The sequence below is a fragment of the Nocardia sp. NPDC059228 genome (genome assembly GCF_042754245.1).
In the GTDB taxonomy this organism is placed as follows: domain Bacteria; phylum Actinomycetota; class Actinomycetes; order Mycobacteriales; family Mycobacteriaceae; genus Nocardia.
Window position 1 is genome coordinate 19,879 of record NZ_JBHZAL010000055.1, and the last position, 11,190, is coordinate 31,068.

Annotated in this window: 19 protein-coding genes; 15 read left to right on the forward strand and 4 right to left on the reverse strand. The window is 67.1% G+C overall.

Features of this window, described 5'->3' with window-relative positions; translation table 11 throughout:
• The 9 genes from ACFXKA_RS40130 to ACFXKA_RS40170 all read left to right on the forward strand — a co-directional run bounded on the left by ACFXKA_RS40130 (position 1) and on the right by ACFXKA_RS40170 (position 4,397).
• Positions 1-315, forward strand: a complete 315-nt coding sequence (locus ACFXKA_RS40130; protein ID WP_379431457.1) for a hypothetical protein — start codon at positions 1-3, stop codon at positions 313-315.
• Between the two features lie 5 nt (positions 316-320).
• Positions 321-665: a hypothetical protein gene (locus ACFXKA_RS40135; protein ID WP_379431458.1), complete on the forward strand. Its 345-nt coding sequence runs from the start codon at positions 321-323 to the stop codon at positions 663-665.
• A gap of 8 nt (positions 666-673) precedes the next feature.
• A complete protein-coding gene (locus ACFXKA_RS40140) occupies positions 674-958 on the forward strand; it encodes a YbaB/EbfC family DNA-binding protein (RefSeq protein WP_379431459.1) in 285 nt (94 codons plus the stop codon).
• A gap of 325 nt (positions 959-1,283) precedes the next feature.
• A complete protein-coding gene (locus tag ACFXKA_RS40145) occupies positions 1,284-1,613 on the forward strand; it encodes a hypothetical protein (RefSeq protein WP_379431460.1) in 330 nt (109 codons plus the stop codon).
• 96 nt (positions 1,614-1,709) lie between these two features.
• On the forward strand, positions 1,710-1,859 hold the full coding sequence (locus tag ACFXKA_RS40150; protein ID WP_379431461.1) for a hypothetical protein: 150 nt from the start codon (positions 1,710-1,712) through the stop codon (positions 1,857-1,859).
• A 160-nt stretch (positions 1,860-2,019) separates the two neighbouring features.
• Complete coding sequence (locus ACFXKA_RS40155) at positions 2,020-3,255, forward strand: hypothetical protein (RefSeq protein WP_379431462.1); 1,236 nt, start codon at positions 2,020-2,022, stop codon at positions 3,253-3,255.
• A gap of 98 nt (positions 3,256-3,353) precedes the next feature.
• Entirely contained in the window at positions 3,354-3,785 is a 432-nt protein-coding gene (locus ACFXKA_RS40160) for a hypothetical protein (RefSeq protein ID WP_379431463.1), read from the forward strand.
• A gap of 37 nt (positions 3,786-3,822) precedes the next feature.
• Positions 3,823-4,098: a hypothetical protein gene (locus ACFXKA_RS40165; protein ID WP_379431464.1), complete on the forward strand. Its 276-nt coding sequence runs from the start codon at positions 3,823-3,825 to the stop codon at positions 4,096-4,098.
• Positions 4,095-4,397: a type II toxin-antitoxin system PemK/MazF family toxin gene (locus ACFXKA_RS40170; protein ID WP_379431465.1), complete on the forward strand. Its 303-nt coding sequence runs from the start codon at positions 4,095-4,097 to the stop codon at positions 4,395-4,397. Before ACFXKA_RS40165 ends, ACFXKA_RS40170 begins: the two co-directional genes overlap by 4 nt.
• Positions 4,398-5,082: 685 nt before the next feature.
• Here the strand turns inward: ACFXKA_RS40170 and ACFXKA_RS40175 are convergent.
• The 4 genes from ACFXKA_RS40175 to ACFXKA_RS40190 are packed head-to-tail and all read right to left on the reverse strand — an operon-like array spanning position 5,083 to position 8,018.
• Positions 5,083-6,699, reverse strand: coding sequence for a hypothetical protein (locus ACFXKA_RS40175; protein ID WP_379431466.1), 1,617 nt, complete (start codon positions 6,697-6,699; stop codon positions 5,083-5,085).
• Between the two features lie 13 nt (positions 6,700-6,712).
• On the reverse strand, positions 6,713-6,889 hold the full coding sequence (locus tag ACFXKA_RS40180) for a hypothetical protein (protein WP_379431467.1): 177 nt from the start codon (positions 6,887-6,889) through the stop codon (positions 6,713-6,715).
• Positions 6,889-7,278 (reverse strand): hypothetical protein, encoded by a 390-nt coding sequence (locus ACFXKA_RS40185; protein WP_379431468.1) that lies wholly within the window; start codon positions 7,276-7,278, stop codon positions 6,889-6,891. Before ACFXKA_RS40185 ends, ACFXKA_RS40180 begins: the two co-directional genes overlap by 1 nt.
• Complete coding sequence (locus ACFXKA_RS40190; protein ID WP_379431469.1) at positions 7,275-8,018, reverse strand: hypothetical protein; 744 nt, start codon at positions 8,016-8,018, stop codon at positions 7,275-7,277. The genes ACFXKA_RS40185 and ACFXKA_RS40190 overlap by 4 nt, the downstream gene beginning before the upstream one ends.
• Before the next feature lie 122 nt (positions 8,019-8,140).
• Between ACFXKA_RS40190 and ACFXKA_RS40195 the strand changes: the two genes are divergently transcribed.
• The 6 genes from ACFXKA_RS40195 (at position 8,141) to ACFXKA_RS40220 (ending at position 11,063) form a co-directional block, all read left to right on the forward strand.
• The gene (locus tag ACFXKA_RS40195) at positions 8,141-8,389 is read left to right on the forward strand and encodes a hypothetical protein (protein WP_379431470.1); all 249 of its coding nucleotides are present in this window, start codon (positions 8,141-8,143) and stop codon (positions 8,387-8,389) included.
• Positions 8,386-8,856, forward strand: a complete 471-nt coding sequence (locus tag ACFXKA_RS40200; RefSeq protein ID WP_379431471.1) for a hypothetical protein — start codon at positions 8,386-8,388, stop codon at positions 8,854-8,856. Before ACFXKA_RS40195 ends, ACFXKA_RS40200 begins: the two co-directional genes overlap by 4 nt.
• A 62-nt stretch (positions 8,857-8,918) precedes the next feature.
• The gene (locus ACFXKA_RS40205) at positions 8,919-9,209 is read left to right on the forward strand and encodes a hypothetical protein (RefSeq protein WP_379431472.1); all 291 of its coding nucleotides are present in this window, start codon (positions 8,919-8,921) and stop codon (positions 9,207-9,209) included.
• Positions 9,206-9,505, forward strand: a complete 300-nt coding sequence (locus ACFXKA_RS40210) for a hypothetical protein (RefSeq protein ID WP_379431473.1) — start codon at positions 9,206-9,208, stop codon at positions 9,503-9,505. Before ACFXKA_RS40205 ends, ACFXKA_RS40210 begins: the two co-directional genes overlap by 4 nt.
• The gene (locus ACFXKA_RS40215; protein ID WP_379431474.1) at positions 9,498-9,767 is read left to right on the forward strand and encodes a hypothetical protein; all 270 of its coding nucleotides are present in this window, start codon (positions 9,498-9,500) and stop codon (positions 9,765-9,767) included. The genes ACFXKA_RS40210 and ACFXKA_RS40215 overlap by 8 nt, the downstream gene beginning before the upstream one ends.
• 426 nt (positions 9,768-10,193) lie before the next feature.
• Entirely contained in the window at positions 10,194-11,063 is an 870-nt protein-coding gene (locus tag ACFXKA_RS40220; RefSeq protein ID WP_379431475.1) for a protelomerase family protein, read from the forward strand.
• Positions 11,064-11,190: the final 127 nt, after the last annotated feature.

Genomic DNA, 11,190 nt, shown 5'->3' on the forward strand with positions numbered 1-11,190 from the left:
ATGTCCGATTTGTTCGGCAGCCTGCCACCTTTCGCGGGCGGGCCCGCCCTGCCCCCGGTCAGCCCCGCCGCCCCCGAACCGCCAGCGGCGCCCGCCACCGAGGCATTCCCCGAGGGCTATCTCCCCGGCGACTACGAGCCGCGGGCCTCGATCGCGGCCCCCAGCAACTTCACCAGCGCACGCCCCGGAATGCGCACCACGCTGTGGGGCGACCCCGAGCGCCGCGAGGCCCTCTGGGGCCCGCTGTCGGCCACCGACGCCGTACTCGGGGCCGACCCCACCGAAATCCGCACCACCACAACCGAAAACGAGTAACCCCTATGAGTTCCCCCTCTGCCCAGGTGGCCACCGCCACCAGCAGCAACACCACACGCACGGTCACCGTGACCGCCACCGATCAGGGCGCGATCACCGAACTGCGGATCGACGACGCCGTATACGGCCGAGGCGCAGGGCATCTGGCGGCAGAGATCCTGCGCCTGACCCACCGCTCGACACTGCTGGCCCGCGCCCGCCGCCGCGAGATCCTCGCCGCGGCAGGGCTGGCCCCGGTCCTGCTGGACCGCCTCGGCCTGCCCGACCCCGACGCCGTGGCCGGCGAACTCGCGCACCTGGACGCCCCGGCCGCCGACACCGCTGCCCACGGCTGGGTGCGTGCGCTATGAACGCCGACATGGAAGCCCTCATTGCGCAGGTCGGCGACCAACTCGAAGCCCTCACCCTCGCCGCTGACGGCCTGGCGCGCGTCGCGGGCACAGCGACCAGCCCCGATGGCGCGATCACCGCGCAGGTGGCCGGGGACGGCACCCTGACCGGCCTGGTACTGGCCGAATCGGTCACCGCCTACCCGCCCGCCCAGACCGCCGCCGACATCCTGGCCACCATCGGTGCGGCCACCGCCGCAGCGGCCCACCAGCGCGCCGACCTGCTGGCCCGCCTCGGCGCGGCCCTCACCTGAAAAGCCGGGCCCGACAGCGATTTCGGCGAATTCCGCCGGTTTGTCATTCCAGGACAAATCCGCCGCGCGGCCCCCTCCACCCTGAATGTCATCACCCGATGCTGGGTGAATCACATGAGGTGCCTCCCCCGGCCTGTGGGGCACCAGCGGGCGCGCCGACAGGCGACGCGGCGACGCTCCCGCTCCCCCGGCATCGGGTGATTTCGCGTATCCGGACCCGGACGTATTCCGCCCTGACCTGCTATTTCCTCCCTTTCCGCAGAAGTTTCAGACACCGCAAAACTTCATATGGTGCAAATGAAGTTTTGCGGTGTAGAGTAGGGATATGACCAGCACCGAGACCCTCCCCCCGATCGACCCGCAGATCACCGACGCCGCGAGCACGCTGTTCGCGAACGTGGTCGCCCTCGGCTCCACCGCCGACCTGAACGTCATGCGCGACTACGCCGCCGACGTGATCGCGGCGGCCACCGCCCTGGCCGAGGCCCTCGACATCGAGACCCAGGGCGGCCACGGCGCGGCCGAGGACGGATACCGCCCCGCCAACCGGCCCGGCGTCATCGCCACCATCCGCGCCCGCCTGGCCCGCACCATCACCGACGGCCTGACCTGGCGCGACGACGACGGCCACCTGCACCTGCTCTACAGCAAGTAGAACCCCGGAACGGACGGAACCGGCCAGTTCGACCCTGGCCGGTTCCGTTCCAGACCTTATCGATTCACCCCGATGGCACCACAGGAGGATCCCGCGATGATCGCGCTGGACATCACCTACCGCATGACGAACACGACCGCCGGTATCCGCCCGGTCCCGGAGGTCTGGCTGTTCATCGCCGATCGCCCGATCTGTCGCGCCCCGCGGTTCGTCGCCACCCGTTGGCTGTCGAACCGGCCGCAGTAGCCCGAACTTCCCTGCGGTGCAGGCGGATTTGTCACTCCCGCATGGGAACCTGACCAGCACAAGCGCCATCACAGGCCGCCGAATCAACAGCGGCACAATCGAATACAAGGGGGAGACCGATGTTCATCGGCTCTGTCAGCATCACGCACGGTCGGGGGCGATGACCGTGCGAGTAGTCAACGCCGCACGAGACGGCATCCAAGACACCGAACGCCAGGTCATCGCGGCCCTGCAAGCCTGGAACGTCCCGGGCATCGCGGTATCGGGCGCGAAAGTCCCGGTGTCCGGCGGCGGGAGCGCCGAGTCCGACCTGCTGGTGATCCTGCCGCACCTGGCCGTGGCCGTGGAGGTCAAAGGGCTGGTCAAACGCCTGGGCGGTCGCCTGTACTGCCCGGTCCAAGGGGACTGGTCCCTGCCCGGCATCGTCGGCGACCCGGTACACACCCAGGCGGGCGGAAACCCCCGCGAACAGGTGGAGCGGGTGATGTATGGGTTCAAGAACTTCGCCGAAGGCATCACCGAGGCAAAACGCGGCCTGTTCGTCGATGCCCTGGTGCTCGTGGTCCCCTGGCCGGGGCGACCGATCACCCTGGACAAAGGCCAGATCCCGATGCCTCCCGGCCAGGACGTGATGGTGTTCGACGCCGGCCTGGGCCAGCTGCGCGGCTGGGCCGACCGCAGCGCCGCCCGCCGTGACGTGGCCTGGAGCGTGGCCCGTGTCTCGAAGGTGCTCGAAGCGTTGGGGTTCGGCTACGCCAACCACAACCCCGACAAGCGCGTCACCTACGCCGAGCTGACCGCCGCCGGATTCCCCATCACAACCTCGACCCCCGCCCCGGCACCCGCCACACCCGAACCGCCAGCACCCCAGGCGCCCGCCGCCACCGCCGTACCCGCAGCGGCCGAACGTGTGACCCCCGACCCCTGGCAGTACACCCGCCGCCCGGCCACCGAACCCGACGACGACCCGGCCACCGAACCCGAACCCGAGGTTGAGCCCGAACCCGAGTCCGAGCCGTACGTCAGCAGCTACAGCGGTTCATCGCGCAGCACGACCGAACCGGGCCGCTGGTACCAGCCCGCCACGCCCCAGCCCGCCCAATACGCGCCCGAGACAGTGGCTTTCGGGCCTCCAGAAGCGTCACAGAGGCCCAAACGCCGCCAAGGTGGGCAATGGGCGCTGGCGGCGGGAATCGCGGCTCTGTGGCTGATCCTCGTGGGCGCTGCAGGCGCGCTGATCCCCGTTCATCCGCGTGTCCCCGCGATCACCCCGGCCGAGAACCAGCCCACCCAGCCCGCATTGAGCACGGCGGCGGCCCCACCGCCGGCGTTCTCGGCACCGACACGGACGCACTGGACTCCGCCGCCCTGCTACCCGATGCAGACGGGCTGCTGAACCAAATCGCGAAGGCCGGACGTGCGATCACGTCCGGCCTTCGTCGTATCTCCCGAACCCTCGCAGACCGCGAGAACTCCACACACCTCTTGCACTCTGTGGACGCGGGCCGACAAACCGACCCCCGAACGACCCCGAAACAGCGCCGCGAGAAAGGTGATGACCAGCCTGATGACCAGGGCGATGACCAGCCGGATACATTGGTCATCACTCTGGTCATCACGCCATTCGCCACCCTGGTCATCAGGCTGGTCATCACCCGAAACCGTGCCCGTCCTCGGTCGACGCCGGCCACCTGGCCGCGGCTCGGACGAGACCGCGAAAACCTCGACTACCCGCGCTCTGCGTGTGATCGCACGATCGGTGGCCAAGATGGGCGGATGGCAACCAAGGACGTCGTGCTGAGCCTGGATGTGGTGGCGTTGTCGCTGGCGGAACGGGCGGCGGAACTGTCGGGAGATTCGCTGTCGGAAGTGGTCTCGGCGTGCCTGAATAGGCACCTGCTCACCGACTACGCCCCGCCCGAATGAAGCGCTGGCAAGGTCGCGCCCGAGTACGCTGCCGAGTATGACTACCCGTATCACTGTGACCCTCGATGACCATCTGGCCGAGCTGGTCCGGTCGTTCGCGGCCGAGGACCCGAAGGCCAAGGGCAACGTGTCGGACTGGGTGGCCGGGGCCTGCCGCTCCCGGATGCTGTCCGAGGAAGCCCGCGCACAGGCCAAGTGGGACCGTGAGCACCCCGAAGAGCGCGAGGCGTACTACGCCGAGCGTGAGGCCGAGCACGAGGCCATGTACGCCGCCGAGCGCGCCGCCCAGGCCCACCAGGGCGACGCCGCGTGATCCAGTTGCACCGCGGGGACCTGTGGACCTATCAGGCCCTCGCCCGGACCAAAACCGTGCTGGTGGTCTCCGCCGACGAACTCAATGCCCACGGCCTGCCGATGACCTGTGATGTGACCGACGTACGCCCGACCGGGCTCAAAGCGATGCTGGCCACCACCCTGGCCGGCCACGGCTACATACTCGGCCGCTCCCTGGTGGCCGCCGACCCCGAGCGCTTCCGCGAATTCCTCGGCACCGCCCCCGACGAAACGATGGACGCCCTCGGCGCTGCCTTGTCCACCCTGGTCGGGCTGTAGTCCGGAATCCGGGCCGACACCGCCCACCCCACCCCGCCGGAATCCGAGGGTGGGAGTGGGCCACACCCCTTGCACCATCCCGAGGGTGGGCAGGGTGGGCAGAGGGTGGGCGCTCCGCCGGACCCGGCCGACCCGGTCCAAAAAAGTCGGACACACCTTTTGCACCATTCGCCCCGACCCCGGACTGTCACCTCCGAAGCGACAGGGTCCGGACTCCGCAACCACGGTCCGGACCCGGGTCCGGCAAGTCCGGAATCCAGGAACCCGGAAGAGTCCGGACTCCGGAATCGAGTCCGGACTCTGGAAACCCGGAAGTCCGGACTCCGGAGACCGAGTCCGGATGTTGACACTGGTAACACCCGGACTCCGGAATCGGTCCGGACCCGAGTCCGGACTCCCGGAATCGAGTCCGGACTCCTGAACCCGGAAGTCCGGACTCCGGAACCGGAAGAGTCCGGAACGACTCCGGACGGAACCGACTCCGAACCTCCGGACCACTGCGCACACACACCTTTTGCACCCTCCCGAGTCCGGACTTTCCGGGCCGACTCCGGACTTTCCGGGTTCCGGAGTCCGGACTCGGGTCCGGACCGTGGCCTGCAGAGTCCGGACTGATAGAACAAACCGCGAAGGCCGGAAGCGGTTCGGACGCTTCCGGCCTTCGTGGTTTTGCGGCGGTCTCGGGTTATTCGCTCCAGGCCGCGCCCTGGTCGAGTGCGATGAACTCGCGGGCACTGTGGACCACCTTGCGGCGTGCCAACAGTCGTTCGCGCAGCACCGGGTCATCGGCCACCCCTGCGGCCAGGAATGCCCGCTGAAGCCGCCGGGTGCGGAAGAGACGCCAGCCCGGCTGCGACAGCGCCGCCGCCCGGGTGAGGGCCCGGTCACGGGTGCGCTGGGCGGCGTCGCGTTCGTCATCGCCCAAGCCCAGGCGTGAGAGGAACCGCTCGCGAAGCTCGCGCCCGATCTTGGCGAACGTGCCGTTCTTGGCCCCGTTGGCACGCCGTTCGGCCATGAGCGCCAGGTGCAGCATCATCATGCTGATGGCGGGGCCGAACATCACCCGCGCCAGGCCCAGTTCCAGCCCGGTCCCGACAACGGCGCCGTAGACCGAGATCCCGCACAGCGCCCACAGCACCAGCCGCACGAAGGGGCTCGGCTCCTGGTGGCGCTTGCGGATGGTCAGGCCCATGTGGACCGCGCACGCGATGAACCCGAGTTCCAGACCGGCGAACATCGCGACCCGTTCGGCCACGTTCTCGACCCCGAGCCGATGGAACAGATTCCACGAGGTGTCCAGGCTGGTGATCATCGGCACCACCGCCGCGAGGTAGAACAGCCACTCACCCGCCGGCGGTTCGCGATGCCTGGACTGCTGCTCCGGTCCGGACTCCATCCGCGGTTCCGGACTCCAGACTCCGGACTCCGGACCCGGGTCCGGAATCCACTCCGGGAACCCCGGAACCGAGTCCGGATGCCCGGACCCGGAAAGTCCGGACTCCGGACTCCGGTCCGGACCCATTCCGGACTCTGTCCGGAACTCCCGCCCGAGTCCGGACTCGGCAAGCCCGGATTCCGGACCCGAGCCCGCCCCGAAGTCCGGAAGAACCCGGAAGCGGTTTTCGGACAAGTCCGGACCCTGCTCCGGAGTCCGGGTGTTGTCAGTGTCAACACCCGGACTCCGGTCCGGGCCCGTCTCGGGTTCCGGACTCCCCGCAACCGGCGAGTCCGGAACCCGGTCCGGACCCGGCTCGGTCCGGACTCCGGACTCCAGGACTCCGGACACAGGCTCGGGCTCGGCTCGGTCCGGTTCCGGGATCGGTTCCACCGGGACCGCGTACTCGACTCCGCCCGCCCGGACTCCGGAAGCCACCGTCCCCTCCGGAACGTTCGTCTCGACGGCCACAGTCCTGCGCGGCATCGGGACAGGCCGAGTGACCGGGTCCGGCGGTGCCGCGGCCGAGGCCATCACGGCATCGAGGGCGGCCAGTTCCTGGGGAGTGAGCTTGGGAAGGTCCGAGGTGTCGGTGACGCTGCGCTCCGGGCTCACGCTCTCGGGCTCCTTCGCATTCGGATCCGCCTTTGGGACGTTCTCGTACAGGGTGGATGGCTTGATATCGGCTGGGACGTGGAAGCCGTAGGAGGCCAGCCAGTCCCGCACCTGCGGCGGAGTGGCGTCCGGACCGAGCTGGGCGGCGGCATAGCGGACCATCGCGGCCTTGCTGCGCGCGGCGGCCAGCTCGGCGCGATGGACATCGAAATCGGGTGGCGCTTCCGCCTCGGGCTCATGGGTCGTGCTCATGGGTCGTGTTCCTTCACCATTCGTCGATGTACTCGGCCCCGCACACACCGCAGGTCCATATCTCGCCGCACTTGTTTTCCAGGCCATCGGTCAAATCGTCGGTGCGCTGCATTGCATCGGATGCACCGCATTCGGTGCAGTCCATCACCGCTGAGGGGTCGCTGGCGGGCACTCGGATGTAGTCGGGCATCACTGCACCCGCTTCCGGGGTGCGCGCGTCCGCTTGGCCAGCGTGACCGCCGCCGCTTCCGGCTCGGACCCGCCCTCGGCTTCCTCGGCCGCGATCTGGGCCTTGACCTGGGCCACCACGTCCGCCGGCCACGGCCGCATCCCGTTGCGCGCGGCGCACATCTCGATGACCTCGCTGATCATCGTGTTGCCCCGCATCGCGGCCCCGGCCTTGGTGGCGCGGTGCACCGATGCGGGAACCTCCAAGCTCAGCTTCTTGACCGGCTCCTTGACTTCCTCGGCCTCGGCGGGCGCGGTCGCCATAGCCCAGGCATCGGCGGAATCCTTGCCCTTCGCGCCACGGCGCGAGGACGGGACCTCAAGGTCTTTGCGGGCCGCTGCGGCCATCATCGGTTCTCTCCTGCCAGAGTCAGTAGTTCTTCGGTCAAAGCACGGACCTCGTTCGCGGCCGAGCTACGCGGCGCGTACTCGGTCACCCCGAACCCATGCACGGGGGCCTGGACATAGTCCTGGCGGTCATGGATCACGGTGTGCAGCAGCGGCAGCGGCGCTTCGGCCAGCCGCGAGCGCGCGGCCCGCACGATCAGCGGAGTCCGCTTCGGATCACCCGAGGCAGCCCGCGGGCTCACCCGGTTCAGCAACAGCACCGTGCGCGAGCGAGCACGCGGCGCCGCACCGTCGAACATCCAGGCTTCCTCGATGACCTCGATCAGGTCATCCCCGGCCCACAGGTCCCACGGGCTCGGGGTCATCGGCACGACCACCACCCCGTTGTCCTCGGCCAGCGCCGCCAGGATCGCGCTGCGTGTGATCTGAATCCGGCCATCCGGAATCGGCATCGGCCGACCCGTCCCCGCCGGCGCATCGATCACCAGGTCGTCGAACCCGTTCAACAGCTCGGGCAAGTCCTTGTGAATCGTGGGCGCGACGTGGTCGACGACATCCACCAGCGGCAGCCCGCCGCGCTGGGCGGCCCATTCCGCGGTCGAACCCTGCGGGTCAGCGTTCACCAACCGCACCCGGCGCAGCCGCTTCACGCGCTTGGACACCGGCCGCTGCGCCAGCGCCGTGGACACGTTCACGGCATTGGTCGTCTTGCCACTGCTCTTCCCAACGAAAACCAGAATCACCAGAACACCTCCTCTCATGTAGTTCTACTGGTTTCAGTAACAAAGATCTTATCACGCAAATGAAGTTTTGGGCGTAGCATGGGTGCATGGCGACGCGAACCCAACCCATGGGGGGAAACATCATGAGCAACAACAGATCTCACGGAACAATCACCTCGACACGCGCGTCCTGGTGGCAGCGCCTGACCCGCCGGTCCACAGCACAGGGAACCGTCCTGGACGACATCAGCGCGGACCTGCTGGCCCTGCGCACCGCCGCCGACTCCCGCGACGGCGTCCAGGCCGACCTGCTCACGGTCATGGAAGACATCCGCGACGACCTGCGCGCCATCCGCAACCACATCGAAACCCGAAGTGAAGTGCACCGATGAACCTGCACATGCGCCAGGTCCAGCGCGAAGCTCACCACCAAGCCGCCGCAGCAGCCGACGACATCGTGGTGAGAGCGGCCCGCAGCTGGCTGTGGCTGTACGCCGACGAGCGTTCAGTATCGGTCGACCTGGCCCCCGACGAGCTGACTCCCGACGCCGTGGACCGCCTCAGCGCCGAGGCCGTCATCGACAACATCAGCAGACGCTGGAGCGACCAAGGCGGGCTGTCGGCATTCCTGGACGAATGCGCCGAGGAGATCCGCGACGCGCGCATCGTGGCCGCCGCACGGGGCTGGCTCCAAACCGAAGCCGAACAGGACAACCTCGCCGTGCTGGAAGTCCTCGACGATGAGGCCCAACTCGACGACACCGAGATCCTCGACGCCCTGGGCGACACCTACCCCGGCGGGCTGGCCGCATTCGTGGCCCAGCGCTTCCCCGAGACCGCCGGCGGTGCCGCCCGATGAGCACCTGCAATTGCGGCGATAGCGCCGTGCACCACACCTCTTCCCGATCGGAGAACACCCAAATGACCAGCATCGAAACCGATCCGGCCCTCATCGCCAGAGCCCACTCGCTGCTCATGTGGTGCGACGACCACCCCAAGTGCGAGCACTGCGCCGAAACCGGCGACGGCGAATGCCTCGAACTCGCCACCGAAAGCGAAAACCCCATCAACGGCGAATGCCGCTGCGGCAAATGGACCGCCCGCGGCGACCTGCTGGACGTCGAAGGCTGGTTCAATACCCACCTGCGCCACGTCCAGCGCAACTCCCCCCAGGCCAAAATCACCCTCCGAGTCGAGGCGGCGCCCAGATGAGCAACGAACTCGCCGACGAACTCACCGCCGGCATGTTCACCGCCGCCGAACGCCACGCGCCCGAGCTGCTGGGTGACCTCATGTACGTGGGCACCGTCCGGCTCGACAACGGCCGGACGGTCTACCAGTACAAACACGCCGCCACCCGCCGGTACCTCAACCTCGACCTGACCGGGCAAGCCTGGTGGATCGCGGTCACCGAGGACGGCCGGATGCTCACCCGCACCATGCATCTGCACTCGGCCAAGGAATTCGTCCAGCTCCAGGACGCCCCGGAAGATCTCGACGATGAGTGACACCAGGACCGCCGCAAAGCCCGCTGAATCGGCCGCAGACGGTCGAAACCCCGATGAGGGCTATCTCCACATCGTCGGCTGGTGGGAGCACCTGACGGCGGGCGTGCTGCGCTGGCGCATCCCCCGCGCCCTGTGCGGCCAGTCCCTCGAAGGCGACCCGGACCGACCCGACCCCACCCCGGACACACCGCTCTGCCCCGCCTGCCTGGCCCGCGGCAATGGGCGCACGGCCGTGCACTGGGTCCCCGGTGAGTGGCGATGACCAGCAGCGAGGACACCGAATAGCCCGCACCCGAACAAGATTGAGGAACTCTCGATAGCCGATAATCCGATCACGAAGGCCGGGAAGCGAATTCGCTCCCGGCCTTCACCATGTCCGCCGACCCCCGCTGACCAGCCCACCTTCCGGTTTTGCACACGAAACTGAGGCCCGCAGCACCGCAGCGCCGACCAGCCCCAATTCCGCCGAAAGTCACACCCGCACTTGCCTATTCGCGCGCTGCCCGCCACGCCCTCGATACAGCAACACACCCACTCATTACCCCTGAACCAGGCAGACAGGCGGAACTACTGGAACACCAGAAAACTTCACCCTCGAATTTCTCCGAAAATGGCATTTCAATTACACAGTTCCCCACCTTTACGGCTATACTTGGGGAAGTTGCCGGAGAGACCAGGGAGGATCGACATGGCTCAGCTGTCGAAAGCGGAAGAACAGCGCATCGCCGAATTCGTTGAGAAGGTCGCGGACATGCCCCCGGAAAGGCTGCACATGGTGGCCTTGGCGGAACTGTCCTGGATTTACAACCGGAAGAAATCAGACGGTCATAAATTCTCGGTCTGGACGAACCGTAACCTGGTCATCGCCTACCGCCAAGCCATCGCCGAGAAATTCGGCGAAGAATCGCCAGTGTTGCAGTACCTGAAATACTCGCCCACCCGCGTCAAGGAATACCAGGCACACCAGGCCGAAGCCCGCGAAGTCAAGCACCACAACGTCCGGCCGCTGGACCCGGACGAATATGTCGAGACGGCCTTGCTGTTGCTCGGAGACGTGATGCTCATGCGCTGGTCCAACCCGAAAGCCATCGCGGCACTGTGCGCCCTGACGGGCCGCCGGCCGGTCGAGGTGGCTCTCCGAGGCCACTTCACCCCCGACCCGGACAACCGCCACCAGCTCATCTTCAGCGGCCAGGTCAAGACCCGCGACGACGAGCGCACCGCGGCGGCCTACGCCATCCCGGTCCTGGGGGACCGGGATCTCATCCTCGCGGCAATCGAGAAGCTGCGGACCGAAGTACCCCAGAATATCGACAACAAAGCGTTCTCCGCCAAGTACAATAAAGAAATCGGACTCGCCTCGAAAAAGGCATTCAAAGACGTCGATGGAAATCCGTTGATTCCCTCCGATTTGCGCGAGGCATATGCAACGGTCGCGTATTTCGAATTCGGAGATAGAAACGTTCTCGATATCGCGTACAAATGCAAAGTGCTCGGTCACAAATTCATGGACACGACGTTGGATTACCTCGGATTTTATATCGAGACATCCGAATAGAAATCCCTCAGACAATTCAATATAGAAATTCAGCCCCGCGAATTCGGAAATGAATTTGCGGGGCTTGAATTGTTTATCCGAATTTAAAAATGAATTACATGCGAATCCCCACCTTCTCATGAGACTG

Bases quoted from the DNA above. Each gene is read 5' to 3' on its own strand.
- ACFXKA_RS40150 (WP_379431461.1), top strand. From the start codon at position 1,710: ATGATCGCGCTGGACATCACCTACCGCATGACGAACACGACCGCCGGT.
- ACFXKA_RS40195 (WP_379431470.1), top strand. From the start codon at position 8,141: ATGAGCAACAACAGATCTCACGGAACAATCACCTCGACACGCGCGTCC.
- ACFXKA_RS40165 (WP_379431464.1), top strand. From the start codon at position 3,823: ATGACTACCCGTATCACTGTGACCCTCGATGACCATCTGGCCGAGCTG.
- ACFXKA_RS40205 (WP_379431472.1), top strand. From the start codon at position 8,919: ATGACCAGCATCGAAACCGATCCGGCCCTCATCGCCAGAGCCCACTCG.
- ACFXKA_RS40180 (WP_379431467.1), bottom strand. From the start codon at position 6,889: ATGCCCGACTACATCCGAGTGCCCGCCAGCGACCCCTCAGCGGTGATG.
- ACFXKA_RS40185 (WP_379431468.1), bottom strand. From the start codon at position 7,278: ATGATGGCCGCAGCGGCCCGCAAAGACCTTGAGGTCCCGTCCTCGCGC.
- ACFXKA_RS40215 (WP_379431474.1), top strand. From the start codon at position 9,498: ATGAGTGACACCAGGACCGCCGCAAAGCCCGCTGAATCGGCCGCAGAC.
- ACFXKA_RS40140 (WP_379431459.1), top strand. From the start codon at position 674: ATGGAAGCCCTCATTGCGCAGGTCGGCGACCAACTCGAAGCCCTCACC.
- ACFXKA_RS40155 (WP_379431462.1), top strand. From the start codon at position 2,020: ATGACCGTGCGAGTAGTCAACGCCGCACGAGACGGCATCCAAGACACC.
- ACFXKA_RS40210 (WP_379431473.1), top strand. From the start codon at position 9,206: ATGAGCAACGAACTCGCCGACGAACTCACCGCCGGCATGTTCACCGCC.
- ACFXKA_RS40200 (WP_379431471.1), top strand. From the start codon at position 8,386: ATGAACCTGCACATGCGCCAGGTCCAGCGCGAAGCTCACCACCAAGCC.
- ACFXKA_RS40145 (WP_379431460.1), top strand. From the start codon at position 1,284: ATGACCAGCACCGAGACCCTCCCCCCGATCGACCCGCAGATCACCGAC.
- ACFXKA_RS40175 (WP_379431466.1), bottom strand. From the start codon at position 6,699: ATGAGCACGACCCATGAGCCCGAGGCGGAAGCGCCACCCGATTTCGAT.
- ACFXKA_RS40130 (WP_379431457.1), top strand. From the start codon at position 1: ATGTCCGATTTGTTCGGCAGCCTGCCACCTTTCGCGGGCGGGCCCGCC.
- ACFXKA_RS40220 (WP_379431475.1), top strand. From the start codon at position 10,194: ATGGCTCAGCTGTCGAAAGCGGAAGAACAGCGCATCGCCGAATTCGTT.
- ACFXKA_RS40135 (WP_379431458.1), top strand. From the start codon at position 321: ATGAGTTCCCCCTCTGCCCAGGTGGCCACCGCCACCAGCAGCAACACC.